The sequence below is a fragment of the Streptomyces sp. NPDC087845 genome (assembly GCF_044742755.1).
Taxonomy (GTDB): Bacteria; Actinomycetota; Actinomycetes; order Streptomycetales; family Streptomycetaceae; genus Streptomyces.
Genome location: NZ_JBIUVC010000001.1, coordinates 39,717 through 66,556 on the forward strand (window position 1 = coordinate 39,717; position 26,840 = coordinate 66,556).

Annotated in this window: 15 protein-coding genes; 3 read left to right on the plus strand and 12 right to left on the minus strand. The window is 72.9% G+C overall.

What is annotated here, in order from left to right; translation table 11 throughout:
- Positions 1 to 2: 2 nt before the first annotated feature.
- From ACIOMQ_RS00195 to ACIOMQ_RS00205, 3 genes are all read right to left on the minus strand, one after another.
- Entirely contained in the window at positions 3 to 3,491 is a 3,489-nt protein-coding gene (locus tag ACIOMQ_RS00195; protein WP_402187311.1) for a UvrD-helicase domain-containing protein, read from the minus strand.
- Positions 3,492 to 3,652: 161 nt separating this feature from the next.
- The gene (locus tag ACIOMQ_RS00200; RefSeq protein ID WP_402187314.1) at positions 3,653 to 7,174 is read right to left on the minus strand and encodes an ATP-dependent helicase; all 3,522 of its coding nucleotides are present in this window, start codon (positions 7,172 to 7,174) and stop codon (positions 3,653 to 3,655) included.
- Between the two features lie 305 nt (positions 7,175 to 7,479).
- Entirely contained in the window at positions 7,480 to 7,956 is a 477-nt protein-coding gene (locus ACIOMQ_RS00205) for an MGMT family protein (RefSeq protein WP_402187317.1), read from the minus strand.
- A 221-nt stretch (positions 7,957 to 8,177) separates the two neighbouring features.
- Here ACIOMQ_RS00205 and ACIOMQ_RS00210 point away from each other — a divergent pair, with 221 nt between their 5' ends.
- The 3 genes from ACIOMQ_RS00210 (at position 8,178) to ACIOMQ_RS00220 (ending at position 14,509) form a co-directional block, all read left to right on the plus strand.
- The gene (locus tag ACIOMQ_RS00210) at positions 8,178 to 11,042 is read left to right on the plus strand and encodes a lysylphosphatidylglycerol synthase domain-containing protein (protein ID WP_362200579.1); all 2,865 of its coding nucleotides are present in this window, start codon (positions 8,178 to 8,180) and stop codon (positions 11,040 to 11,042) included.
- 156 nt (positions 11,043 to 11,198) lie between these two features.
- Positions 11,199 to 12,806 (plus strand): alpha/beta hydrolase, encoded by a 1,608-nt coding sequence (locus ACIOMQ_RS00215; RefSeq protein WP_402187320.1) that lies wholly within the window; start codon positions 11,199 to 11,201, stop codon positions 12,804 to 12,806.
- Positions 12,807 to 12,922: 116 nt separating this feature from the next.
- Positions 12,923 to 14,509, plus strand: a complete 1,587-nt coding sequence (locus ACIOMQ_RS00220; RefSeq protein WP_402187323.1) for an alpha/beta hydrolase — start codon at positions 12,923 to 12,925, stop codon at positions 14,507 to 14,509.
- A 77-nt stretch (positions 14,510 to 14,586) separates the two neighbouring features.
- On the opposite strand, the gene moeZ is transcribed toward ACIOMQ_RS00220, so the two are convergent.
- The 9 genes from moeZ to ACIOMQ_RS00265 form a co-directional block, all read right to left on the minus strand.
- Positions 14,587 to 15,765 carry an adenylyltransferase/sulfurtransferase MoeZ gene (moeZ, locus tag ACIOMQ_RS00225; RefSeq protein ID WP_362200570.1) on the minus strand — a complete coding sequence of 393 codons (1,179 nt, stop codon included), beginning with the start codon at positions 15,763 to 15,765 and terminating at the stop codon, positions 14,587 to 14,589.
- An 85-nt stretch (positions 15,766 to 15,850) separates the two neighbouring features.
- Entirely contained in the window at positions 15,851 to 16,675 is an 825-nt protein-coding gene (locus tag ACIOMQ_RS00230; RefSeq protein WP_402187325.1) for a spherulation-specific family 4 protein, read from the minus strand.
- Positions 16,663 to 17,628 carry an NAD-dependent epimerase/dehydratase family protein gene (locus ACIOMQ_RS00235; protein ID WP_362200564.1) on the minus strand — a complete coding sequence of 322 codons (966 nt, stop codon included), beginning with the start codon at positions 17,626 to 17,628 and terminating at the stop codon, positions 16,663 to 16,665. Before ACIOMQ_RS00235 ends, ACIOMQ_RS00230 begins: the two co-directional genes overlap by 13 nt.
- 216 nt (positions 17,629 to 17,844) lie before the next feature.
- Positions 17,845 to 19,260 carry a hypothetical protein gene (locus tag ACIOMQ_RS00240; protein WP_402187328.1) on the minus strand — a complete coding sequence of 472 codons (1,416 nt, stop codon included), beginning with the start codon at positions 19,258 to 19,260 and terminating at the stop codon, positions 17,845 to 17,847.
- A 79-nt stretch (positions 19,261 to 19,339) separates the two neighbouring features.
- Positions 19,340 to 21,262, minus strand: a complete 1,923-nt coding sequence (locus tag ACIOMQ_RS00245; RefSeq protein WP_402187331.1) for a DUF3492 domain-containing protein — start codon at positions 21,260 to 21,262, stop codon at positions 19,340 to 19,342.
- A 190-nt stretch (positions 21,263 to 21,452) separates the two neighbouring features.
- A complete protein-coding gene (locus ACIOMQ_RS00250) occupies positions 21,453 to 23,063 on the minus strand; it encodes an ABC transporter ATP-binding protein (protein ID WP_362200555.1) in 1,611 nt (536 codons plus the stop codon).
- A complete protein-coding gene (locus ACIOMQ_RS00255) occupies positions 23,060 to 24,049 on the minus strand; it encodes an ABC transporter permease (protein ID WP_402187333.1) in 990 nt (329 codons plus the stop codon). The genes ACIOMQ_RS00250 and ACIOMQ_RS00255 overlap by 4 nt, the downstream gene beginning before the upstream one ends.
- On the minus strand, positions 24,046 to 25,029 hold the full coding sequence (locus ACIOMQ_RS00260; protein ID WP_401753870.1) for an ABC transporter permease: 984 nt from the start codon (positions 25,027 to 25,029) through the stop codon (positions 24,046 to 24,048). The genes ACIOMQ_RS00255 and ACIOMQ_RS00260 overlap by 4 nt, the downstream gene beginning before the upstream one ends.
- A 2-nt stretch (positions 25,030 to 25,031) precedes the next feature.
- Positions 25,032 to 26,756, minus strand: a complete 1,725-nt coding sequence (locus ACIOMQ_RS00265; protein ID WP_402187336.1) for an ABC transporter substrate-binding protein — start codon at positions 26,754 to 26,756, stop codon at positions 25,032 to 25,034.
- Between the last annotated feature and the right edge of the window lie 84 nt (positions 26,757 to 26,840).

The window sequence follows — 26,840 nt, forward strand, 5'->3', positions numbered from 1 at the left end:
GCCTATCGGCCCGTCGGAGGTGGCTCGTCCCACAGGAGACGCTCCAGTTCCTCCCGGCCCGGCAGGCGGGTGGGGCGGACGGTCTCTCCGCTGCGTACGTACAGGAACGTGGCGGTGACGGCGGTGAGCGGCAGGTCGTGCAGCTCGGCCCACGCCAGGCGGTAGACCGCGAGCTGGAGGGGGTCGGCGGTATGGGCGCGGGCGGTCTTCCAGTCGACGATCTCGTAGGTGTCCCCGGTGCGGTACACCGCGTCGATACGGCCCCGGACCACCCGGCCGGCCAGGGTGATCTGGAACGGCGTCTCCACGCGGTACGGGGTGCGGCGGGCGTACGGGGTGCGCTCGAAGGCCTCCTTGAGTGCGGCGAGGTCGCGCTCGTCGGCGATCTCGGCGTCGCTCTCGTCACCGCCGGGCAGCTCGTCCGGCCCGAGCATGGGCAGCGGCAGCTCCTCGAAGCGGGACTCCACCCAGGCGTGGAAGCGCGTGCCCCGGCGGGCCGCGGGCTGCGGGGGCCGGGGCATGGGGCGGGCCAGCTCCTGGGCGAAGCCGTCGGGGTCGTCGGCGAGGCGCAGCAGCTGCGTGGCCGAGAGCGAGGCGGGCACGAGGACGTCGCGCACGGTGGCGCGGGCGCGGCGCAGTTCGCCGGCGAGGGCGTCGAGGTCGCGGTCCCAGGAGGCGAGGGTGCGGGACTCCTCGGGGGTGAGGTGGTGTGCCCCGGCGCGCTCCGGGGCGCGGGCCGCCGGGACGTGCGGTACGGGGGCCGGGGCGGGGGCCGGGGCGTGCGCGGTGGCCGGGGGCTCCGTCGACAGCGTGTCCCAGTCGTCGGCGCCGTCGGGGTACGCCTCGTCGCCGGGGAACGGATCGTCGCCGGGGAACGGGTCGTCGTCGTACGGAGCGTCGTCGTACGGGGCGCCGTGCGGCCCCGGGGCGGCGGGCGGCACCCCGTACGCGTCCGGCGCAGCGCCCGCCGCGGCCAGGGACTCCAGATGTGCCATGACGGTGTCCGCGGCGGCCCGGCGGCGGCTGAGCGCGACGTCGTCGAGGGGAAGCGGCCACGCGTGGTCGGCCTCCTTCCCGGCGAGCGCCGGGTTCTCCTCGTCCTCGGCCGGTTCGTCCGCCCAGACCTCGATCTCGCCGTGTCCGGCCGCGCAGTGCTCGTACAGCGCGTGCAGGAAGCCGGACGGGCCGCGCGGCTTCTTCTGACTCGGGCCCCACCAGTGGCCGGAGCCGAGCAGCAGGGTGCGGGGCCGGGTGAAGGTGACGTATCCCAGACGGAGCTCCTCGGTGTGCTGGTGCTCCTTCATCTCCTCCTTGAAGCCCTTGAGCCCCTTGGCGTCCCAGGAGTGGACGACGGGAAGGGTGGCCGTGTCCCCGCGCAGGGCGTGCGGGAGGACCTTCGACTGGGAGGTCCAGGCGTCGCGGGACTGGCTGCTGGGGAACTGGCCGGTGACCAGGCCGGGCACCGCGACGACGTCCCACTCCAGTCCCTTGGACTTGTGCGCGGTGAGGACCTTGACGGTGTTCTCGCCGCCGGGCAGGGCGTTGTCCAGGCCTTTCTCGTACTGCACGGCGGTGCGCAGGAAGCCCAGGAAGGCGAGGAGGGTGGCCTCGCCTTCGACGGTGGCGAAGCGGGCCGCCACGTCCAGGAAGTTGGCGAGCGTCTCGCGGCGGCGGGCGGCCAGCGCGTGCGGCGACGCGGAGAGCTCGACCTCCAGACCGGTGGTGGCGAGGACGCGGTGGAGCACGTCCATCAGGGGATCGGCCAGCGAGCGGCGCAGGTCGCGCAGTTCGGCGGCCAGGCGGGCGAAGCGGACGCGGGCCTCGGCGGAGAACGGAAGTCCGTCGTCCACGCCGCCGCCCGATTCGAGGAAGGTGTCCAGCGCGTCGGCGAGCGAGATCACTTCGGCCGGGTCGATGCCTTCGACGGCCTCGGCGAGGCGGCGGTCGGGGTCGAAGTCGTCCTCGTCGCCATGGGCCGCACGGTGGACGAGGAGGCGGGCGCGGCGGCCGAGGAGTGCCAGGTCCCGGGGGCCGATCCGCCAGCGGGGGCCGGTGAGCAGCCGGACCAGGGAGGCGTTGGCGCCGGGGTCCTGGAGGACTTCGCAGACCGCGACGAGGTCGGCGACCTCGGGCAGGTGCAGCAGCCCGGACAGGCCGACGACCTCGACCGGGATGTCGCGGGCGACCAGCGCGGCCTGGATCTCCGGGAAGTCGCCCGCGGTGCGGCACAGGACGGCCATCTCGCCGGGTGCCTTTCCCGTTCCCACGAGGTGGGCGATCGAGTCGGCGAGCCAGTCGATCTCTTCGGAGTGGGTACGGAGCAGGGCGCAGCGGACGATGCCGTCGCGCTCGGCGCCCGGCGCGGGGCGCAGGGCCTCGACGCCCTCGTGCAGGGCGCGCAGGGGTGCGGCGAGGCCGTTGGCGAGGTGGAGGAGCCGGCCGCCGCTGCGGCGGTTCTCGCTGAGGGAGTAGCGGGTGGCGGGGGTGCCGTCGGCGTGCGGGAAATGGAGGGGGAAGTCGTCGAGGTTGGCCACGGAGGCCCCGCGCCAGCCGTAGATCGCCTGGCAGGGGTCGCCGACAGCGGTGACGGCGTGCCCGGTCAGCGCCGCTCCTTCGGGGCCGCGGCCGAAGAGGGCGGAGAGCAGCAGCCTCTGGGCGACCGAGGTGTCCTGGTATTCGTCGAGCAGTACGACGCGGAACTCGTCGCGCAGGATCGCGCCGACCTCGGGCCGGGTGAGGGCCAGCTCGGCGGAGAGGGCGATCTGGTCGCCGAAGTCGAGGAGGTCGCGGCTCCTCTTGGCCTCGCGGTAGCGGCGGGTCAGTTCCAGCAGTTCGCGGCGGGCCTCGGCGATCTCGGGGATCTTGCGCAGCTCGGCGTTGGTGAGCCGGGCCGATTCGAGCGTACGGAGCAGTTCGGTGTCGTACTCCGCGAGTTGTCCGGGGCGTACGAGATGCTCGGCCAGCTCTGCGTCGAGGGCCAGCAGATCACTGACCAGCGTGGGGAACGACCTGGTCAGAGCCGGGTACGGGCCGGGTGCCTCGCGCAGTACGCGGGCGGCGAGCTGGTAGCGGGTGGCGTCGGCGAGGAGGCGCGTGGTGGGTTCGAGGCCGATGCGCAGCCCGTGCTCGGTGAGGAGCCGGCCGGCGAAGGCGTGGTACGTGGAGATGCTGGGCTCGCCCGGAGGGTTGTCCGGGTCGAGGGCGTCCGGATCGGTAACCCCTGCCGCGACGAGGGCCTTGCGGACGCGCTCGGCGAGCTCGCCCGCCGCCTTGTTGGTGAAGGTGAGTCCGAGGACCTGCTCGGGGGCCACCTGCCCCGTTCCCACCAGCCACACCACGCGCGCCGCCATCACCGTGGTCTTTCCCGACCCGGCTCCGGCCACGATCACCTGCGGGGCGGGCGGCGCCGTGATGCAGGCCGTCTGCTCCGGGGTGAACGGGATCCCGAGGAGCTCCTTCAGCTGCTCGGGATCAGTGATGCGTGAGGACACCCGACCGAGGCTAACCGGGCGCACCGACAATGTGCGGGTGGGCGCCTGCCCGGCGCCCCGCTCGCTCCGGGGCGTGGCCGCTCACTCCGGAGCGTGGCGGCTCACTCCGGGACGCGGCCGCTCCCTCCAGGACGCGACGGCCCACTCCGGAGCGTGGCGGCTCACTCCAGGACATGGCGGCCCTCCGGCTGCGCGCTGCACGAGGCCCGGAAGGCGCAGTGCGTGCAGTGCTGGCCGGTCGTGGGGGTGAACCGTTCGTCCAGGACCCGTCCGGCGGCCGTGGCCAGCAGGTCGGACACCCACTCGCCGGAGAGCGGTTCCTGGGCCTGCACCTTGGGAAGGGCGTCGCCTCCCTCCTTCTTGGGGGCGGGCTGGCGCAGCTGTACGAGTTCGGCGCCGCCGGGCTCGGGGCGCCTGCCGTCGAAGATCTCGTCGACCGCCCCTTCCCGGACGGCCAGCTGGTACACGGCGAGCTGGGGGTGGCGGGCGACCTCGTCCTTGGTCGGGGACTGTTTGCCGGTCTTGAAGTCGACGACGTACGCCCGGCCCTCGGCGTCCTGCTCGACGCGGTCCATCGAGCCCCGGATGCGTACCTCGTACTCCCCCGCCTCCAGGGTCACGTCGAAGTCGTGCTCGCTGGCGGCGGGGGCGCGTCCGGCGCGGTCCATGACGTGCCAGCGCAGGAAGCGTTCGAGGGCGACCCTCGCCTGCTCCTTCTCCTGCCGGGACTTCCAGGGGGCGTCGAAGACGAGGCCGTCCCAGACCGAGTCCAGACGCTCCATCAGGACGGCCAGATCGGCGGGGGTGCGCCCGGAGGCCACCTCGTCGGCCAGGACATGGACGACATTGCCGAAGCCCTGCGCGGCCGTCGCCGGAGCGTCCGCCTTCACCTCGCGGCCGAGGAACCACTGGAGCGCGCAGGTGTGGGCGAGCTGGTCGAGCGCGCTGCCGGAGAGGGCCACGGGCCGGTCCCGGTCGCGGAGCGGGACGGCGGAACGGGTCGGCTCGTACAGGCCCCACCAGCGGTAGGGGTGGGCCGCGGGTACCAGTGGCCGGTCCTCGTCGTCGGTGAGCGCGGCGAGGCGGGCGAGGCGGCGGGCGGCCTCCTCGCGCAGGGCGTCGGAGACGTCGGGGTCGACGGTGGTGGCGCGGAGTTCCGCGACGAGCGCGGCGACGGCGAGCGGGCGGCGTGGGCGGCCGGTGACGTCGCGCGGTTCGGCGCCGAGTTCGGCGAGAAAGCGGGACGGCTGGTCGCCGTCGTCGGCGGCCGCCTTGACCGCGGTGACGACGAGGCGTTCGCGCGCACGGGTCGCCGCGACGTAGAAGAGGCGGCGTTCCTCGGCGAGGAGGGCACCGGGGGTGAGCGGCTCGGCCAGCCCGTCGCGGCCGATCCGGTCCGCTTCGAGCAGCGAGCCGCGGCGGCGCAGGTCCGGCCAGAGCCCCTCCTGCACGCCCGCGACGACGACGAGGCGCCACTCCAGGCCCTTGGACCGGTGCGCGGTCATCAGCCGTACGGCGTCGGGACGCACGGCGCGCCTGGAGAGGGTGTCGGCGGCGATGTCCTGGGCGTCGACCTCCTCCAGGAAGTTCAACGCACCGCGCCCGCCGGTGCGCTCCTCGGCGCGGGCCGCGGTGTCGAAGAGGGCGCAGACGGCGTCGAGGTCGCGGTCGGCGTTGCGGCCGCCCGAGCCCCCGCGCAGCGCGGCACGCTCCAGCCGCCCCGGCCACGGGGTGCCGGCCCACAGCTCCCACAGGGCCTCCTCCGCGGTACCGCCGCCTTCGAGGAGCTCACGCGCCTTGCGCAGGAGCGCGCCGAGGCGCTGGGCTCCGCGGGCGTACGCCGGGTCGTGCGCGACGAGCCGTTCGGGCTCGGCGAGCGCGCGGGCCAGCAGGTCGCCGGAGGGGGCCGGTACGCGATTTCCGGCAGCCCGCTCCTCGTCGCGCAGGGCGCGGCCGAGCCGGCGCAGGTCGGCCGCGTCCATGGAGCCGAGAGGGGAGGTGAGAAGGGCCAGGGCGGTCTCGGTGTCCAGCCAGGAGGGCGCTTCGGGGGCGGGCGGTTCCTCGGCGGACGCGTCGGGTTCCCGGTCCGGAACGGGAGCCTCCGTAGCCGCACCCGCGGGAGCCCTCACCGCCGCGTCCTCCGGGGCGTCCGCGCCTGCCGGAGCCTCCGCGCTCGCCGAGACAGTCGCATCCGCCGAAGCCCCCGCCCCCTCCGACGCAGTCGCACCCTCCGAAGCCTCCGCACCCGGCGCACCCCGGCGCAGGGCCGCCGTGGCGACCGCGCGGAGGGCGGTCAGGAGCGGGGCCACCGCCGGTTCGTGGCGCAGGGGGAGGTCGTCGCCGTCGACCTCCAGGGGCACGCCCGCCGACGTCAGGGCCCGGCGCACCGAGGGGATCGTGCGGCCTCCGGCCCGTACGAGCACCGCCATCTCGTGCCACGGGACGCCGTCCTCCAGATGGGCCCGGCGCAGCAGGTCGGCGATGTTGTCGAGCTCGGCGGAGGCGGTCGGATAGGTGTACGCCTCCACGCTGCCGCCCTCACGGACCGCGGCGAGCTCCCGGTGGGCGCGGACCTTCGCCGAGGGCAGCCGGGTCAGCGGCATCCGGCGGGTGAGCAGCCGGGTGGCGGCCAGCAGCTGTCCGCCGGAGCGGCGCGAGGTGGTGAGGACGCCGACCGGAGCCGGATCGCCGTCCGCCCGCCGGAACCTCTCCGGGAAGTCGAGGATGCCGTTCACATCGGCGCCCCGGAACGCGTAGATCGACTGGTCCGGGTCACCGAAGGCGATCAGGTCCCGGCCGCCCCCGGCGCCCGGGGCGCTCCCCCGGTTGCCGGCCAGCGCGTGCAGCAGTCGTACCTGCGCCGGGTCCGTGTCCTGGTACTCGTCCACGAACACCGCGTCGTACCGCCCGGCCAGCAGCGCCGACACCTCGGGGCGCTCCGCGAGCAGCACGGCCCGGTGCACCAGCTCCGCGTAGTCCAGCACCCCCTGCGCGTCCAGCACGTCCAGGTACTCGGCGAGGAACTCGGCGGCGGCGCCCCAGTCCGGCCGGCCGGTGCGGCGGGCGAAGTCGGCCAGCGCGTCCGGGGCCAGACCCAGCTCGCGGCTGCGGGCGAGCACCGCCCGTACCTCGTCGGCGAAACCGCGCGTGGTCAGGCAGGCCCGCAGCTCGTCGGGCCAGCGGATGTGCGGGAAGCCGTCCCGTTCCAGTTCGAGCTGGCCGGCGAGCAGCTCGCGGACGGTCACGTCCTGCTCCGGTCCGGAGAGCAGCCGCATCGGTTCGGCGAAGAGGCCGGCGTCCTGATGGGCCCGGACCAGCGCGTAGCAGAAGGAGTGGAACGTGGTGGCCTGCGGACCGCGGGCGGCACCGAGCCGGGCGGCCATCCGGTCGCGCAGTTCCACGGCGGCCTTGCGGCTGAAGGTGAGGACCAGGACGCGGGCCGGGTCCGTGCCCCGTGCCACGCGCGCGGCGACCGTCTCGACGAGCGTGGTCGTCTTGCCGGTGCCGGGTCCGGCGAGCACCAGGAGCGGGCCGCCGGGGTGGTCAACCACCGCGCGTTGCGCCGCGTCCAGGAGAGGGGGATCCACGGAGTCCGGCGGGGTGCGCACCAGTCGGTACGCGCCCGCGGTCCGCTGCCGTGCCTGACGGTGCGGACTGTGCCGGGTGGTGGAGGAGGAGCTCACGTGGATCGCCGGTCCTGGTGGGTGCACGAGGTGTACTGGGTGTACGGGTGTATTCGGGTGTACGGGTGATGAGGGTGCGGTGCGTGCCGCGAACTGACGACGCTACGCCGACGCGGGCGCGATACGGGACGAGTCCGCTGCGTACCTCGTCACGTTCCGGGGCGCGGGGGCCGGCCTCGCGGGTACCGGCAGCGCAGGTGTCGCGGGTACCAGGCGTGTCGCGGGGACCGGCGCGCGACGCGTCGTGTTCCGCGTCACGCGCCGGGCCCGGCGCCGCCCGTTGGGCGTCCGAATGGCCGAAGCTGTCAGATATGAGCACCTCTGTCCTTGTCCCCGTCCGCGTCCGCGCCAGCGCCAGCGCCAGCGGTGACGCCGTCCCACCGCGCCCGCTTCATGTCGAGGCGTGGCAGATGGCCCTCCGCGCTGCGCGACGCCTCGCGCAGCGGGGTGCTCTCCTCGCGGTAGTGGTCCAGCGCCCGCAGTTCGTGGCCGGGCAGCAGTGCCCCGTCGGCGCGCACCACACGCCACCACGGCACTGCGGCCCCGTACAGCGCCATGACCCGGCCGACCTGGCGCGGCCCGCCCTCACCCAGCCACTCCGCGACATCGCCGTACGTCATGACACGGCCGGGCGGGATCAGCTCGGTGACATCGAGGACCCGCTCCGCATACTCCGGCAGCTCGTCGACCGCCCGGTCGTCTCTCGTCCGGTCGTCTCTCGTCCGGTCGCCGATCGCACGGTCGCCGCTCGTCCCGTTGCCGCTCGTCCGGTGTTGGCTCATCCGGCCCATCCTGCCGTACGGCACCGACAGCCCGGAACGATCCGCGCGCGCCCGCTCACGGGGCGTGCGTGCGGGAGCAAAGGAGCGTATCTTGCGCTTCGCGTGTTCGCGCAGTACACCCTGATGCCCTCCTCCGTCGCCGGGCCGTGCCACCATCGTGCAGGCGGTGACCGGTGATACGAGAACACGAAGACCAATCAGAGGCGACGAAGGAGCAGGGCGTGCAGCCACCGAAGGCGGCGGACGCCCCTGACGCCGAGCCGTACTCGGACACGCCGGACGGGCCCGCCGGAAAGCCTGGTGCGGGACGGGGAGAGTCCGGTGCGGATCGAGGGACGCCCGGTGCAAAGCAGACAGAGCCCGGCGCGCAGCAGGCAGCGCCCGGTGCCGGGCGGCAGGACGTTCCCGGGCACCTGGCCGGCGCGACCCTCTCGACCGCCGCGGCGGAGGCCGAACGCGTCTCGGGTGACGAGCCGCTGCTCGCCGCCCGGGTGCACCGCCCCTCCGATCTCATGCGCCTCCTCATCGGCGTCCTCGCGATCGCCGTCCTGTTCTCGATCGCCGCGTTCGCCCACGGCACGACCACCGGCCTCGAACAGGACATCAACAAGGGCACCGGCCAGGCACCCGACATCCTGATCAAGCTCGCCGGGCTGGTCTCCAGCATCGCCGTGCTGCTCGTCCCGGTCGCCTTCGCCATCGAACGGCTGATCAAACGCGACGGACTGCGGATCGCGGACGGCGTGCTCGCCGCCGTACTGGCGCACGGCGTCACGCTCGCCGCCGACCTCTGGGTGGCCAAGTCCGCCCCCGGCACCATCCAGGACGCCCTGACCCAGCCGCAGCCCGGTGACGCGCTCACCGATCCCGTACACGGCTATCTCGCCCCGGTGATCGCCTATATGACGGCGGTCGGAATGGCGAGACGGCCACGCTGGCGGGTCGTGCTGTGGGTGGTGCTGCTGCTCGACGCGTTCGCCATGCTGGTCGGCGGCTACACGACCCCGTTCTCGATCATCCTCACCGTGCTGATCGGCTGGACGGTGGCATACGGCACGCTGTACGCGGTCGGCTCGCCGAACGTACGGCCGACGGGTCAGCACCTGATGGCCGGTCTGCGCCATGTCGGCTTCCACCCGGTCACCGCGATGCGTGCCGAGGACGCGCCCGACTCCGGCGATCAGAACGACCGGGGGCGCCGTTACCTGGTCACGCTGGAGGACGGGCCACCGCTCGACGTGACGGTCGTCGACCGCGAGCAGCAGGCCCAGGGCTTCTTCTACCGGGTGTGGCGCAGGCTCACCCTGCGCGGCATCACCCAGCGCCGTTCCATCCAGTCGCTGCGCCAGGCGCTGGAGCAGGAGGCGCTGCTCGCGTACGCGGCGATCGCCGCCGGGGCCAACGCGCCCAAGCTGATCGCCACCTCCGAGCTCGGGCCCGACGCCGTGATGCTGGTGTACGAGCACATCGGCGGCCGTTCCCTGGACGCGCTGGAGGACTCGGAGATCACCGACGAACTGGTGCGCGGCGCCTGGCGTCAGGTGAAGGCGCTCCAGTCCCGCCGGATCGCGCACCGCAGGCTCACCGGCGACGCCATCCTGGTGGATCGTTCAGGCAAGGTGTTCGTCACCGATCTGCGCGGCGGCGAGATCGCGGCCGGTGATCTGGTGCTGCGGATGGACGTCGCGCAGCTGCTGACCACGACGGGTCTGCGGGTGGGTGCCGAGCGGGCCGTCGCCGGTGCCCTGGAGGTGCTGGGCCCCGATGCCGTCGCGGACTGTCTGCCGCTGCTCCAGCCGATCGCGCTGAGCCGCTCCACCCGGGCCACCCTGCGCCGGCTCGCCCGGGAGCGCTCGCAGCGCGAACGCGAGGCGGTGCTCGACGCGTCGGACGCGGCCAAGCGCGCCAGGGCGCTGGAACACGGAGCGGCTCAGGAGACCGCCGCGTCCGGAACGGGTCCCGATCACAAGACCGACCACAAGACCGACCGCAAGGCCGCCCGCAAGTCGCTGCGCAATCAGAAGCAGGCCGAGAAGCGGGCCATGGACGACGCCCTGGAAGAGGCGCGCGAGGAGGACCTGCTCTCCCAGATGCGGCAGCAGGTGCTGCTGATCCGGCCGCAGGCACCGGTCGAACCGGTCCGGCTGGAGCGCATCAAGGCACGCACCCTGGTCAGCTGCATCGCCGGCGCGATCGCCGCGTACTTCCTCATCTCCCAGTTCACCCAGGCCGACTTCGGCGCGGTCGTCGAGCAGGCCGAGTGGGGCTGGGTGGCGGCGGCGGTCGGCTTCTCGGCCCTCAGCTACGTCGCGGCGGCGATGAGCCTGCTGGGCTTCGTGCCGGAGCGGGTGTCGTTCCGCAAGACGGTGCTGGCGCAGGTCGCCGGGTCCTTCGTGAAGATCGTCGCCCCGGCCGCGGTCGGCGGTGTCGCGCTGAACACCCGCTTCCTCCAGCGCGCCGGCGTACGCCCGGGGCTCGCCGTGGCGAGTGTCGGCGCCTCGCAGCTGTTCGGTCTCGGCTGCCACATCCTGCTGCTGGCGGCGTTCGGCTACCTGACCGGTACGGAGAGGACCCCGTCCTCGCTCACCCCGTCCAGAACCGTGATCGCCGGGCTGCTGACGGTCGCCGTACTGGTGCTGGTGGTGACGGCGGTCCCGTTCCTGCGGAAGTTCGTGGTGACGCGGGTGCGGTCGCTGTTCGCCGGAGTCGTACCGCGCATGCTCGACGTGGTGCAGCGGCCGCAGAAGCTGCTGACGGGCATCGGCGGGATGCTGCTGCTGACCGGCCTGTTCGTGATGTGTCTGGACGCGTCGGTCCGGGCGTTCAGCGGCCCGGATGTGCCGCATCTCAGTTATGCCAGCATCGCGGTGGTCTTCCTGGCCGGCAACGCGCTCGGGTCGGCGGCGCCCACGCCGGGCGGAATGGGCGCGGTCGAGGGCGCGCTGACCCTGGGGCTGATCGCGGTCGGCCTGCCGAAGGAGGTCGCGGCACCGGCCGTTCTGCTCTACCGGCTGCTGACCCTGTGGCTGCCGGTGCTTCCGGGCTGGCTCTGCTTCAACCATCTGACGCGCAAGGGCGAGCTCTGACGGCTCCTCAGCCGCCGTGCGAGCCTGTCCCCCGAGACCGGCCGGGGGTCCTCGAAGGACACCCCTCGGATGCCCGCCGCGCCGATCGGGCGACTCCGGCCACCCGCTTGGACCGGTGCCGGTGCACCGCTCCGGTTCCCGCCGCACGATGGGCCCATGAGGACCTCCCCCGCCCTGCGCGCCGCCGCTCTCGCCGCCACCGTCACTGTGCTCCTTCCCCTCAGCGCCTGTTCGGAGAACAACGACAAGGGCGGTCCGGGCGGGCCGCACAGCTCTCCGCTCGCCGCGAACGCCGCCGACGCGAACAGCAGCCCCGGCGGCCTCGCCTCCCAGAAGCTGACGTGGAAGCCCTGCCCCGCCCCGTCCGCCGCGCAGGGCGGTGGAAAGGCCCCCACGCCCCTGCCGGACGGCACGCCCTGGGAGTGTTCCTTCATGAAGGCTCCGCTCGACTACGCGAACCCCGGCGGCGAGACGATCGAGCTGGCGCTCATCCGGGCCAGGGCCAAGAACCCGGACAAGCGGATCGGTTCCCTCATCTTCAACTTCGGCGGTCCCGGCGCCTCCGGTGTCTCGACCCTGCCCGCCTTCGGCACCGACTACGACAAGCTCCGCACCCGCTACGACCTGGTCAGCTTCGATCCGCGCGGGGTCGGCGGCAGCGCGGGTGTGGAGTGCGAGACCGACCAGCAGCTCGACGCCCGCTTCGAGAGCGACGACACCCCGGACTCCAACACCGAGGCGGACGCCTTGGTCCAGGAGGCCAAGACGTTCGCACTGGCCTGCACGAAGAACTCCGGCAGGGTGCTCCCCTACGTCGGCACCGCCAACGCCGCCCGCGACATGGATCTGATGCGTCAGGTGCTCGGCGACAAGAAGCTGTACTACTTCGGCATCTCGTACGGCACCGAACTGGGCGGCGTCTACGCCCACCTGTTCCCGAAGAACGTCGGCAGGTCGGTGCTGGACGCGGTGGTCAACCCGACCCAGGACTCCGAACAGGCCTCCCTCGGCCAGGCCAAGGGGTTCCAGCTCGCACTGGACAACTTCGCCAAGGACTGCGCGGCCCGCGGCGACGCCTGCAAGCTCCCCGGTTCCACCGGGAAGGAGGTCGAGCAGGGGATCTCCGGCCTTCTCAACCGGCTGGAGAAGAAGCCGATCCCGGGGCTCGGCAACCGGCAGCTGACCCAGACCCTGGCCACCACCGGCATCGCGGCCTCCCTCTACTCCAAGGAGACCTGGCCGCTGCTGGAGCAGGGAGTGGACGAGGCCGACGGCGGGAACGGCGCGCTGCTCCTCGCCCTCGCGGACTCGCTGAACGGCCGTTCCGAGGACGGTCACTACGACAACTCCATCGCCGCCAACACCGCCATCAACTGCGCCGACTCCAAGGAGCGGTTCACCATCCAGCAGACCGAGGCGAAGCTCCCCGAGTTCCTGTCCGCCTCCAAGGTCTTCGGTGACTACCTGGGCTGGGGCCTGATGGCCTGCACCGGCTGGCCGGTGGCGGGCGCCTGGGTGACCCCGGACGTCAGTGCCCCGGGCGCGGCCCCCACCCTCGTCATCGGCAACACCGGCGACCCCGCGACCCCGTACGCGGGCGCGAGGGCGATGGCCGACGCACTGGGCAAGGGTGTCGGTGTGCTGATGACGTACGAGGGCCAGGGGCACGGTTCGTACAACAGCGGCAGCGCCTGTGTGCAGAACGCCGTGGGCGGCTATCTGCTGGAGGGCAGGGTTCCGGCGGCCGGGACCGTATGCAAGTAGTCCGTCCTCCGCGGACGCGAGCAGTCCGTCCTCCGCGGACGGCCTACGGGGCAGCCCTTAGCATGGGCGCACTTTCTGTACGGCGTACGTACAGGCACATCGGGGAGGACGTACACGTGGCCGGACACGCACGCGCCGGGGCTCTGGCCGGCGCCGTACTTCTGCTGACGGGGCTGCTCGCGGGCTGCGACAGCGCTACCGACGACAAGCCGGTCGACCGGACGGACCTCGGTGCGGCGTCCTCGCCGGACGCGTCGTCCGCCACGCCGGGCGGGCAGCCCGGTACACCCGCCCTGCCCGCCGCGCTGACCTCCCAGCGGCCGGACTGGAAGCGCTGCGGGGCCCCCGCGGGCGGCACGGCGCCCGGTGCCGACTGGCGGTGCGCGACGGTCGAGGTGCCGCTGGACTACGCGAAGCCGGCCGGCGACACCATCCGGATCGCACTGATCCGCAAGGAGGCCCGGGACAAGGGCCGGCGCCTCGGCTCGATGCTGTTCAACTTCGGCGGCCCCGGCGGTTCGGGGGTCTCGATACTGCCGCGCGCCGCCGACTCGTACGGCTACGGGAAGCTCAACTCCCGCTACGACCTGGTGAGTTTCGATCCACGCGGGGTCGCGAGCAGCGCGGGGGTGAACTGCCGTACCGACAAGGAGACGGAGATCGCCAACCGCAGGGTCGACACCACTCCGGACACGGCGGCGGAGGAGGCGGCGTTCATGAAGGACGGCGCGGACTTCGGCGCCGGGTGCGAGCGCCGCTCCGGCAGGGTCCTGCCGTACGTCGGCACGGCGAACGCCGCCCGGGACATGGATCTGATCCGTGAGGTGCTCGGCGACAAGAAGCTCACCTACTTCGGCATCTCGTACGGCACCGAGCTGGGCGGCACCTACGCGCACCTCTTCCCGAAGAACGTGGGACGCGCCGTCTTCGACGCCGTCGTCGACCCGACCGCGGACGCGATCGGACACGCCCGCAACCAGGCGACCGGCTTCCAGCGGGCGCTGGAGAACTACCTCAAGGACCGCGGCCAGGACCCGAAGGCGGAAACGCAGCGCATCGCCCGGCTGCTGGAGCGGATCGACAAGAAGCCGCTGCCGACCGGCTCGGACCGTGAGCTCAACGAGTCGCTGGCGGTCACCGGCATCGTCATGCCGCTCTATTCCAAGAGCAGCTGGCCGTATCTGACCCAGGCGCTGGACGAGGCCGAGAAGAGGGGCACCGGCACCATGCTGCTGCAGCTGGCCGACTCGTACAACGGACGGGACGAGAAGGGCCACTACGACACCCAGAACCAGTCGCAGCGCGCCATCTCCTGCGCGGACAGCAGGCTCCGGCCGACGGCGGCCGAGGCCAGGGCCATGCTGCCCGAGTTCCGGAAGCTGTCCCCGGTGTTCGGCCCGTTCCTGGCGTGGGACACGGCCGGCTGGTGCGCGCAGTGGCCGGTGAAGGGCGAGCACGACACCCCGGAGGCGAGCGCTCCGGGCGCCGGCCCGATCCTGGTCGTCGGTACGACCGGCGACCCGGCGACGCCCTACGAGGGCGCGCGGAAGATGGCGGACGAGCTGGGCGAGGGCGTCGGGGTCATGCTCACCAACAAGGGCGAGGGGCACGGCTCGTACGGCGAGAGCGCGTGCGTGACGTCGACCGTGGACGCGTACTTCCTCGACGGGAAGGTCCCGGCGGACGGCAAGACCTGCTCGTGACACGGCCCCGGGGGGAACCCCGGGTATGCCGAAGGGGCCGGTCCGCGCGCGGACCGGCCCCTTCGAAGCGTGCGTCCTCAGTACACCGGCTTCTCGGGCTCGATCTGGTTGACCCAGCCGATCACGCCGCCGCCCACGTGCACCGCGTCGGCGAAGCCCGCCGACTTGAGGACCGCGAGGACCTCGGCGCTGCGGACACCGGTCTTGCAGTGCAGGACGATGCGCTTGTCCTGCGGGAGGTCCTGGAGGGCGTTGCCCATCAGGAACTCGTTCTTCGGGATCAGCCGGGCGCCCGGGATCGAGACGATCTCGAACTCGTTCGGCTCACGGACATCGATGATCTCGATCTTCTCGTCCGCGTCGATCCACTCCTTCAGCTGCCTGGGAGTGATCGTGGAGCCGAGCGCCGCCTCCTGGGCCTCCTCGGACACGACGCCGCAGAAGGCCTCGTAGTCGATGAGCTCGGTGACGGTGGGGTTCTCGCCGCAGACCGCGCAGTCGGGGTCCTTGCGGACCTTGACCTGGCGGTACTGCATCTCCAGGGCGTCGTAGATCATCAGTCGGCCGACCAGCGGGTCGCCGATACCGGCGAGCAGCTTGATGGCCTCGGTGACCTGGATGGAGCCGACGGAGGCGCAGAGCACCCCGAGCACGCCGCCCTCGGCGCAGGAGGGGACCATGCCCGGCGGGGGCGGCTCCGGGTAGAGGCAGCGGTAGCAGGGGCCGTGCTCGGACCAGAAGACGGACGCCTGGCCGTCGAACCGGTAGATCGAGCCCCAGATGTACGGCTTGTTCAGCAGTACGGCCGCGTCGTTGACCAGATAGCGGGTGGCGAAGTTGTCCGTGCCGTCCACGATCAGGTCGTACTGGGCGAAGATGTCCATCACGTTGTCGGCTTCGAGCCGCTCCTCGTGAAGGACCACATTCACGTACGGGTTGATGCCCAGCACCGAGTCCTTGGCGGACTCGGCCTTGGAGCGGCCGATGTCGGCCTGGCTGTGGATGATCTGGCGCTGCAGGTTCGACTCGTCGACCTCGTCGAACTCCACGATGCCGAGGGTGCCGACACCGGCGGCGGCCAGGTACATCAGCGCCGGCGAGCCGAGACCGCCGGCGCCCACACAGAGCACCTTCGCGTTCTTCAGCCGCTTCTGCCCGTCCATCCCGACATCCGGGATGATCAGGTGGCGGGAGTACCTGCGGACCTCGTCGACGGTGAGCTCGGCAGCGGGCTCGACCAGGGGTGGCAGCGACACAGGAACCTCAACAATGCAGGTGGTCGGTTTCTACGTACTTCAACTACGTACGGTTGCTCTTGCCGTAACACTGCCACGCCCCTTCTCATTCCGAGATACCAGGTCCGATCCGCGAGACGATTTCGTCCCAGTAACTGGGCAGCGCCGCGAATGGGTCCGTTTGTCCGTGCTGTCTGTCCCGGTCCGTGAAGAAGATCGTGCCCGCGCCCTGCCAGCGGGCGATGCGCATGGCCTCTTCGAGATGGGTGCGCGGAACGCCGTGGACGAAGTGCGCGAAGCGCTCCGGCGGATAGGCGGCGGTCCACTCCGCCACCTGCGACCAGCGGTAGTCGGCCCACGGTCCGCAGAAGGTGACCACCTGGTCGGCGGCCTCGGCGTAGCCCGGATGCGGATGGGTGCCCGCTCCCAGCACCAGCAGCCCGCGCTCGTCCCCGCCTTCGTCGTGTTCGAGGAGCGTGGCGAGGGTGCTGGTGAGCCGGCGGACGGCCGGGAGTTCGGCACGCCCGGCCGGGCACCGGCCGAGGTAGAAGCCGTCGACGCGGTACCAGTCGAGGAAGGACTGCGCGTCGGCGATCAGCTCGCCGAAGGCGCGGCTGCCGAAGGCCAGATCGAGATGGCCGAGCAGCCGGCCGCCCGCTCCCCGGGCGGAATCCCGCGGAGTCACGCCGCGCACGGCCCGCTCGCGTGCGTTGCGGAGCCGGCCCGCGGCCTCCAGGCAGTGCGGGTCGGGGCGGGCGCCCGGACCGTCGTCGATGTTGAGCACCGCCCAGTGCAGCGGGGTGCCGGGGCGGGTGAGCTCGGCCCACTCGGTGGGCGCGAGCAGCGGGTGTGCGTAGCCGGGGACACCGAAGCCGAGCTGTTCGGCGCCGCCGGTCCGGCGGGGGGTGCCGGTGGGGGTCAGATACGGCACGCCGCCTCCATCCAGATGTCGGCCAGGGACTCCTCCAGATTGATCCGGGGGCGCCAGCCGAGCCGGTCCCGGGCGGTACGGACGTCGGCCTGCTGCCAGGCGCCGCAGCCGTCCGGGTAGGGGGACGGAGTCGCCGAGAGGTGCTCGATGACCGACTCGGTCGAGGTGCGCGGGGCCCCGATGGGCAGCCGGGGCGGGGGCGCGTCGAGCTCGTGGAGTGCGCCCGCGTATCCGGCGACCCTGGCGAGGACGGCGGCCGCGTCCCGGAGCCGCACGGCGCGGCCGGTGCCGATGTTGACGACGCCCTGTGCCGCGGAGAGCGAGGCGGCGTGCACGGCGCGCGCGACATCGCGTACGTCGACGAAGTCGCGCTGCACTCCGAGGCCGCTGAGCTTCAGCTCACCGTCGCCGGACTGCATGGCCCGGCGCATCGCCTCGGCGAGCCTGCCGAGCGGGGTACCGGCCGGGGTGCCGGGGCCCACGGGGGAGAAGACCCGCAGCACGACCGCGTCGAGGCCGGAGCCGAGGACGAGTTCGGTGGCGGCGAGCTTGCTGACGCCGTACGGGCCGCCGGGACGCGGAATCGCGTCCTCCGCGGTCGATGAGCCGGGCTGCGAGGGCCCGTACTCCGACGAACAGCCGACCTGGACGAGCCGGGCCGTACAGCCGCTGCGGCGCATCGCCTCGCAGACGGTGGCGACGGCGACGGTGTTGTGGCGGGTCAGATCGCGGGCCCCGCCTCGGGTCGCGCCCGCGCAGTTGACGACGACGCCGGGGTGGACGGCGTCCAGGAAGCGGGTCAGCGCGCCGGGGCTGCCGCTGGCGAGGTCGAACCGTACGTCGGCGTCGTCGCCCCGGCCCAGCGCCGTGAGGTGCACGGCGGGGTCGGCGAGCAGGCGGTCGGCCACGAACCGGCCGAGGAATCCGTTGGCTCCGAGCAGCAGCACCCTCATCGCGCGCCCCCTGGGAGCCGACGGCGGCCTGCCGGTGCGGGGGATTGGGGGGTCATGTCCGGTGTCTCCTTGAGGAAGTGAAGTGTGGTCCGGTACGGGGAAAGGGCCCGCGGCGTCGGCTCCGCGGGGCATGCGGGTGGTTCGTGTGCGGGGGGTGGAGCGGTGGATCGGCTTGGTGGCGCGGGGTGCGCGGTGGTGCGGGTGCGGTCGCGGGGATTACGCGGAGGTGCGGGTCCGGTCGCCGGTCCGGGCCGGGGAGTGGGCGGATGCCCGGGGCAGCACGACCGCGGCGGTGACCAGCAGCCCGAGCCCGGCCGCGCCGCAGGCGAGGGCGGGCACGGCCCCGGTGCCAGCCGCCGCGACCAGGGCGTCGACGGGACGGGCGAGGAAGTGCAGACCGGGCAGCCGCCCGGTCAGGACCAGGGCGGGTGCCAGCGCTTCCACCGAGCAGGCGGCGGCGAGTCCGGCGGTGGCGGGTTCGGGGAAGCCGTGCACGGTCAGCATCCGGGCCAGCAGGAGCAGTACACCGAGCGCGGCCGCTCCGACGAAGGCACCGCCGCCCCCGTATCCCAGGTGCGCGAGGTACAGCAGTCCGGCGAGGGCGCACAGATGGAGCGCGACGACTCCGAACAACAGGGGGCGCACGCCTGCGGCGAACTCCTCCAGTGCGCGGCTGCCGATGAGTTTGCGGTGTGCGTGCACGGAGAAGAGGTGCGCGCACCAGGCGGCCGGGGCGAGGGAGAGGGCCAGCCCCAGCAGCGGTGCGGGGGTGAGCGTCCAGGGGCCCTCGGGGCCGCCGCTGAGCACTTGGTCGAGCAGTGCGTCGCCGTACAGGACATGGCCGAGGAGCCAGCAGCCGTACACCTGGGCGGCACCCGAGGAGCCGCCCTCGGCGTGCAGGGGGCCGCTGCGCAGGCCGAGGACCAGGCCGACGACCGCGACGAGCGCTCCGGTGAGGGCGATCGCGAGCCGGGCCTGGCCGCCGAGCGTCCCCTCGGTGAGCCTCAGCACCCCGGCGGTCGCGACGCAGGCGGCGCCCGGCACCAGTGCGCGGAGCGACCAGGCGGCGCGTGTCCCGGTGTCGCGCTCCGGCGCGCGGAGCCCTGATCCGGGTTCCTCCGCCACGGCGGGTACCCGGGCGAAGAGTTCCTCGGCGAGCGAGAAGACGTCGCGGTGCCGGTAGCGGGCGGCGGCGCGGTCGGTGACGCCGTGGGCTTCGAGCCCGGCGGCGATCTCCAGTGGATCGACGGCGCGCTCGCACAGTTCGCGGTGGCGGTGCATCAGCGATCTCACGGGGTCGGCCGGACCGCGGCGCGAGGTGCTGAACCTGCGCGCCGGAGCGGCGCGCGCGATCTCGGGGGGCCGGGGCGCGGCAGCCCGCGCGTCGGCGCTGCTCCCCGTGCCTGCCTGCTCCTCGGCAGTCCGCCCCTCGACGAGCAGCCCTTCGACGGCCTGCTCCGTGGCGGGGCGCGGCGCGGATGCGGGCTCGGCGCCGGAGGCCGGGGCCGAGATCTCGGTGGCGGGCGTCCCGGCGGCGGAGCTCCTGGAGACCAGGGCCCAGGAGCGAAGGTCCCCGCTTGCACCGGTGGACGGTGTGGCGGGTGCGTCGGACACCTCGGTCGGGCGGCCCATCGTCTCTCCTCCGTGATCGTCGCCGGCTTCCTCGGACCGTCCCGCCCCGCCGCTGCGGCCCGGCAGGTCCGTTTCCCGTTCACACATCGCCGCCGCCCGCCCCCCGCGCTGCCGCGCAGACGGCCCGGGGCTCGGCGGCCCAGCTGGGTGTGCGGTCGACCGGCCGCGCCGGGGCGGCGCCCGAGGCCGTCCACGGGCCCAGGACGTGTGCCTCCGGCGGGGTGGCGAAGGGGCGTGGTCCACTTTCGGCGTTCACCGCGCCGGCCTCCCTGCGCACCGGGGCGTGCGAGATCAGCTCCAGGTAGATGCCGCGATACGCCGCCAGGTTCTGTTCGACGGTGAAGAGTTCGAGCGCGCGGGCGCGCTCCGCCGCTCCGAGCCGCGCGCGGCGCTCGGGGTCGCGCAGCAGCGCGAGACAGGCGTCGGCGAGCGCCTTGGGATTGCGCGGTGGCACCACGAGCCCGGTGCCGCCGATGACTTCGACCACCGCGCCGACGTCCGGCGACACCGTCGCCCGTCCGCAGAACATCGCCTCGACGAGACCGGAGGGGAAGCCCTCGGCCACGCTGGACAGGACGACGACCCCGCCCGCCGCACAGGCCTCCGGAAGATCCGGCACCTCGGCCCCGCCGAGGTGCTCGAAGGAGACCGGGCTGTCGCCGACGGCATGTGCGCCGCCGGCCTCGTCGGGGAACAGCTGGGCGGCGAGCGCCCGGCAGTGCGCGAGACAAGCGGCCCCCTCCGGGCCCTGCGCCGCTTCGCCGACGATCCGCAGCCGGGCGGCCGGTTCGGCCTTCCGCACCTCCGCGAAGGCGTGCAGCAACGCGATCAGGTCCTTGGCGGGCCCGATCCGGCCGACCCGGACCAGCGTGTCGTCGGGGCCGCTGTCACCGCTCTCCCCCAGCACCGTGAACCGGTCCGACTCCATGCCCGGGTGGACGGTGCGCAGCTTCTCGCGCTCGGCACCGCACCGTTCCTGCCGGCGGCGGGCGTGGCTGTCACCGGATGTGACGATCGCGGCCTGCCGGTACACCTCGGTGGCAAGCCGTCCGTGGAAGGTGGCGAGCAGGGCGCGCACCGGCGCACTCAGGGGGGTGTCGCCGGCGGCGAGGTAGTGCGCCCGCAGCCGTACGCCGTGCTCGGTGACCAGCAGCGGAACGCCGAAGAAGCGTTTGGCCAGCAGCCCGGGCAGAGCGGCGGCCCCACCGGATGCGGCGTGGCAGAGGTCGACCGCGCCGAGGCTCTCCTCGTCGTACCGGTCGAGGGAGAGCGGACGCAGCACCCGGTCGAGCTCCCGGGCGAAGGCGAGGAGGTCGGGGACGGTCGCGGACCGGATGGTGCGCCCGGCGCCCGGGGCGCGGCAGGCGGCTTCGAGTACGCGTACGGCGGTTTCGGAGCGGAGTGCCGCGCGAAGCCCCCCGTGTTCGCGGGCCAGCTCGGCGAGTCCGTACAGCCCCTCCGTGAACTGCGCGTCCGCCGCACCGGGGGTCGTACGCCCCGCGTACGACTCTTCGCTCCATTCGTAGAGAGCCGCGCCCCCGCTCGCATCGCAGAGGGCCGCACTCCGGCTCGCGTCGTCGAGAGCCGCGCCCCCGCTCACGCCTCCGGCGTCGTCCGCGCCGGCCGTCGCGCCGCCCGTCGCACCCACCATGCCAGTCGCGCAGAGCGAGGCCGCGAGCGCCGTGAAGTGCGCCGTGAAGCGCCGCCGTTCACACCGCCCGTACGAGCGCTCGCCCCCGCCCGTGACCATCCGGGCGAGCAGGCCCTTGGGGGCGCGGGTGCCCGGGACGGACTCGCCGGACGTCCGCAGCGGCGCCGTCCGCACCCGGCCGGCCTGCGCCGGGAGCCGGTCCCGGCCCTGCTCCTCCTGCTCTGCGGACCGGCTGAGCGCGAAGAGATCGAACTCGTGCTGCGCGAGCCCGCGCACCAGACGGTCGCACCAGAGCCTGGACTCACCGGTCGCATACGGATGACCACCTTCGGTGAGGAGTCCGATCCGCACGAGTACACCTCCGATCTCCCTAGTGGGCGGCCACCGCGGGAACGGCGACTCACAGCGGGACGACCGTAAGCGGATACGCCGGTGGCGCGACGGACGGTTGTCCGTCGCACCACCGAAAGGGGTGAACCGTCGTAACTTTCGCACCCCGACAGCGTTCTGTCGCGCTATGGGAGTGATCGATCACGCAGGGTCAGGCCGCGGCCAACTCCTTACGGGCTGCGCGGCGCACCGCCGCGAGCGCCGGATCGAGCGCGGGTACGGCCGCCAGGAGCTGCTTCGTGTACGGATCCCGGGGGTCTCCGTACACGCGCTCCACGTCGCCCTCCTCGACGATCCGGCCCCGTCGCATGACGGCGACCCGGTCGCTGACCTGCCGTACGACGGCGAGATCGTGCGCGATGAAGACCAGTGCCAGCCCCAGCTCCCGCTGCAACCGCGCCAGCAGGGCGGTCACCTGGGCCTGGGTCGTGACGTCGAGCGCGGAGACGGCCTCGTCGCAGACGATCAGTTCCGGCTCGGCGGCCAGCGCCCGTGCGATCCCCACGCGCTGGCGCTGTCCGCCACTGAACTCGTGCGGGTAGCGGTCGTACTGCTCCGGGTCGAGCCCGACCCGCTTCAGCAGATCCCGCACCCGCGCCCGGATCACGGCCTCGTCGCGCTCCCCGGACGCCCGCAGCGGGTCGGCGACCGATTCGCCGATCGAGCGGCGCGGGTTGAGGGAGGAGACGGGGTCCTGGAAGACCATCTGCACCCGGGCCCGGCGGGTGAGCTGCCCGGAGGTGGGCTCCAGCAGTCCGACGAGCATCCGCCCGAGGGTGGTCTTGCCGCTGCCGCTCTCGCCGACGATGCCGAGGGTCTCACCGCGGCGGACCGAGAGGGAGACCCCGTCCACGGCGGCGAGTGCGGACCTGCCTCTGCCGAACACCTGGCGGACGTCGGCGGCCTCGACGAGCGGCCGGTCGTCGGCGGATGCCTCGCCCCCGGCACCGGGGCTGCGCCCCGGACCCCGGTCCTCGACCGCCGGACCGGCCGGGATGCGCGGTACCGCCGCCAGCAGCGCCCGGGTGTACGGCTCGCGCGGCGCCACGAGCACCTCGCCCACCGGCCCCCGCTCCACCGCCCGCCCCGACTGCATCACCAGCACCTCGTCGACCGATTCGGCCGCCACCCCCACGTCATGGGTGACCAGCAGCAGCCCCATCCCCGTCTCGCGCCGCAGGTCGTGCAGCAGGTCCAGGATCTGGGCCTGGACGGTGACGTCCAGGGCGGTCGTCGGCTCGTCGGCGATCAGCAGCTGGGGCTCGCAGGCCAGGGCCATCGCGATCAGCGCCCGCTGCCGCATCCCGCCGGAGAACTCGTGCGGCCGGGACCGGGAACGCCGGGCCGCGTCGGGAATCCCGACCCGGTCCAGCACGTCCACGGCCCGCGCCCGCGCCGCCCGCCGGGAAACCCGGTTGTGGACCCGGTACACCTGGGCGATCTGGTCGCCCACCGCGTAGTACGGGTCCAGCGAGGACAGCGGGTCCTGGAACACCATCGCGGCCTTCGCACCCCGCAGGGCCCGCAGTTCCGCGTCGTCCGCCGCGTTCACGTCCACCCCGGCGACCCGGACCGAACCGCCGACCCGGGCCCCGGTCCCCCGGTGCAGTCCGAGCAGCGCGTACGCCGACGCGCTCTTGCCGGAGCCGGACTCACCGACCACTCCCAGCGCGCCGCCGGCCGCCAGCGAGAACGACAGCTTCTCCACCGCGCGCACGTCGCCGAACGAGATCGAGAGATCGCGGACTTCGACCAGGCTCATGCCAGTACCACCCGTCGGTCGGCCATCGCCTGCAGAACGTCCGCGACGGCATTGGCAAGGACGACGAAGAATCCGGTGACGAGCACCAGACCGACGACGACCGGAAGGTCCACGTGCTTCACGGCGTCGACGAGTTCGCGGCCGACCCCCGGAATCCCGAAGAGCGATTCGGTGAGTACGGCGCCGCCGAACATCGAGCCGATGTCCAGCGCGCCGAGCGCGATCACCGGCGCCAGCGCACCGCGCAGTGCGTGCCGCCCGACGAGCGCCCGTTCACCGACCCCGTACGCCCTGAAGGTGCGCACATGGTCCTCGGCCAGGGTCTCCAGCATCGAGGCCCGGGTCATCCGGGCGTACGGGGCCGCGGACACCAGCGCCAGCGAGATCCAGGGCAGCAGCAGGTTCCAGGCCCACTGCTCCGGATCCTCGGTGAGGGGCACGTAGTCCGGGAACGGCAGGATCCGGAGCGCCGTGACCAGGATGATGATCAGCAGCAGCCCGATGACGAAGACCGGGGTGGCCATGCCGGCCAGGGTGATCCCGGTGAGCACGCGCTCGGTCAGCCGTCCGCGCCGCCACACCGAGAGCAGCCCGGTCCCGACACCGAGCAGCATCCACAGCACGAAGGCGCCGAGGGCGAGCGAGGCGGTGGCCGGGAGCTTGGCCAGGATCAGCTCGGTGACCTGCTGGTCGCTCTGGTACGAGAGTCCGAGGCAGGGGGCCTGGCAGTGCAGCACCCCGGTTCCGGTCGAGTAGTCGCGGCCGGCGAAGAGCCCCTGGAGGAAGTGCGCGTACTGCGTGTACAACGGGTCGCCCAGGTGCAGTTGTTCGCTGACCTGCGCCACCTGCGCGGGCGAGCAGCGCGGACCGCAGGCGATCTGCGCGACGTCGCCGGGGACGACGTAGAAGGCCGCGTAGACGACCATGCTGAGCGCGAGCAGCACGAAGAGCGCCCCGCCGAGGCGCCTGAGCAGGAACCACCTCATGCGTCCGCCTCCTTCTTCCGGCCGGTGCCGATCCGCAGCCGGGATTCGGCGCGCGGGTCGAGTGCGGTGCGTACGCCTTCGCCGAGGACGGTCAGCGCCAGCACGGTGACGAAGAGCAGCAGGGCGGGGATCAGCAGATAGGCGGGTGCCGCCTGGTACCAGGTGTCGGCGTCGCTGAGCATCTGCCCCCAGGACGGCGTGGGCGGCTTGATGCCGACGCCGAGGAAGGACAGCGCCGCTTCGACGACGATGTTCGCCGGGAAGAGCAGCACCGCGTAGGTGATGACGGGCGCGGCCAGGGCGGGCAGCAGTTCGCGCCTGGCGATCTGCCAGGGGCCCCAGCCGCTGAGCCGGGCGGCGGCGACGTGGTCGCGCGATTTCAGCGAGAGCGTCTGGGCGCGCACGATCTTCGAGATGCCGGACCAGCCGACCAGGCCGATGATCACGGCGATCAGCACGGGGCGCGGGAAGGTCGTGGGAACGACGGCGAGCGCACCGAGCGCGATGACCATGACGGGCAGCGCGACCACGACGTCGGTGACCCGGCTGAGCGCCTGGTCGACGAAGCGGTTGCCGAGCCCGGCCGCGAGGCCGATGCCGACCCCGATGATCACCTGGAGCAGGGTGGCGGCGAGGGCGACGCCGAGCGAGACCCGCGCCCCGAAGACGACGCGGGCGAACAGGTCGCGTCCGGTGAGCGGTTCGACGCCGAGCCAGTGCTCGGCGCCGATCCCGCCGAAGGAGCCGAGCGGCACCCCGCCGGTGGCGGAGTCGACGAGATCCGGATGGTAGGTGGTGGGGTCCTGGCCCTCGATGCCCGCCAGCAGCGGTGCGGCGAGCGCGGTCAGGACCAGCAGGGCGACGACGGCGGCCGCCACGAGGGCCGCGCGCCGGGCGCGCAGCCGCCGCCAGAAGGGATGGGCCCCCGAGGCGGGCGCCTCGACGGCCCCCGCCTCCTTGGCCAGTAGTGCTTCGGTCATGGTTACTTGACCGCGACCTGGGAGATGTCGAGCACACCGGTCCAGTCGCTGATCACGACGTTCTTGACGGACTCGCCGTACAGACGCTTGTAGACCGGGTGGAACAGCGGCACGGTCAGCGCCTGCTCACCGACCTTCTCGTCGAGCGCGCCCCAGCGCTTCGCGGCGGCGTCCAGGTCGGTCAGCTGGTTGATCTCGTCGATCTCCTTGTTGACCGCCGGGTCGTTCAGCTGTCCGGAGTTGAAGTTGTAGCCGGACCTGACGATCTGGCGCCCGTCGAAGACCGGTGCGAAGAAGGGCCCGCCGGACGGCCAGTCGGCACCCCAGCCGCCGAGGAAGAAGCCGGGCTCGCTCTTCACGTTGTAGACCGTGTCGGAGTAGTCGTTGCTCTCCAGTCCCTGGAGCTTGACGGTGATGCCGGCCTTCTTCAGCGCCTCCTGGAGCGCGGTGGCGATCTCCGGGCTCGTCGCGAAGTCCTTGTCGTTGGAGTGCGTGAGGGTGACGGTCAGCCCCTTGGGGTGGCCGGCTTCCTTCAGCAGCTCCTTGGCCTTGGCCGCATTGCCGGACTTCCCGGCCGGGAAGTGGTCGTACGGGGTGTATCCGAAGGCCTTCTGGTCGGGGAGGAAGGTGGTGGCGGGCTCGGCGAGCGAGGAACCGCCGGCCGCGTTGACCACGGAGGAGCGGTCGACGGCGTACGAGATCGCCTGGCGCACCTTCGGGTCGTCGAACGGCTTCACCTTCGGGTTGAAGGCGATGTAGTTGGTGTAGCCGAAGTGGCCGGTGCCGACGCGGGCGGCGAGCTTCTTGTCGCCGGTGACCTTGGCGAGTTCGGCGGGGCCCAGGTTGGTGTCGGTGGTGACGGCGGCCGCGTCGGCGCCCTGCGAGGCGGCCAGGCGCTGGTTGATGACGGCGGAGTCGAGCCCGGAGCGGACGTCGATCCGGTCGGGGTATGCCTTGCGCTCCTCGTCGGTGGCGGCCGACCAGTGCGGATTGCGCTCCAGGACGAGGCGCTCGCCGTCCCCCTCGTTCTTGACGACCTTGTACGGCCCCGAGGCGATCGGGTGCTCCTCGTACTTGGTGCCCGTGTCCTTGGCCTTCGGCACCGGGGTCGTCTGGGTCTGCGTGGCCAGGAAGGGGAATTCGCCCTCCGGCTTGTCGAGGTGGAAGACGATCGTCTTCGCGTCGGGGGTCTCGATCGAGTCGAGTCCCTTCTTGTCCTTGTACGGGCCCTGGTAGTCGGCCCCGCCGATCAGCCAGTCGCGCAGGTAGGGCGCGCCACCGGAGAGTTCCGCGGCGAAGGAGCGCTCGATGCCGTACTTGATGTCGGCGCTCGTGATCGCGGTGCCGTCCTCGTACTTCAGGCCGTCCTTGAGGGTGTACGTCCACACGGTGGCGTTCTTGCTCGGCGTGCCCAGGTCGGTCGCCAGGTCGGGGACGACCTTCGCACCGGCCGCGCCGTTCTCCCGGTTGCGGGTGGTGAGCGTGCGGAAGACGAGGGACGGGACGTTCCCGCCGCCGGAGGTGTAGAGCCGCGCGGGGTCGAAGTCCTCCTGCGGCTTGCTGTTGAGGACGGTGAGCGTGCCGCCCTTCCGGGGCTTGCCCGCCGCGCCGGTGCCGGCGTCGCTGTCCTTGCTGTTCTCGGGGCCGCAGGCCGCGGCCCCCGCAGCCACGACGAGTACTGCGGCGGCCGCTGCCACGCGGCGCGATATGACGGACGGTTGACGCATCGGAAGGTGACCTCTCGGAGTGCTGCCTGGAGAAAGGGACGGAGAGAATTTCCGTGCAGGCAGCAACGGGAGGGGATGCACACA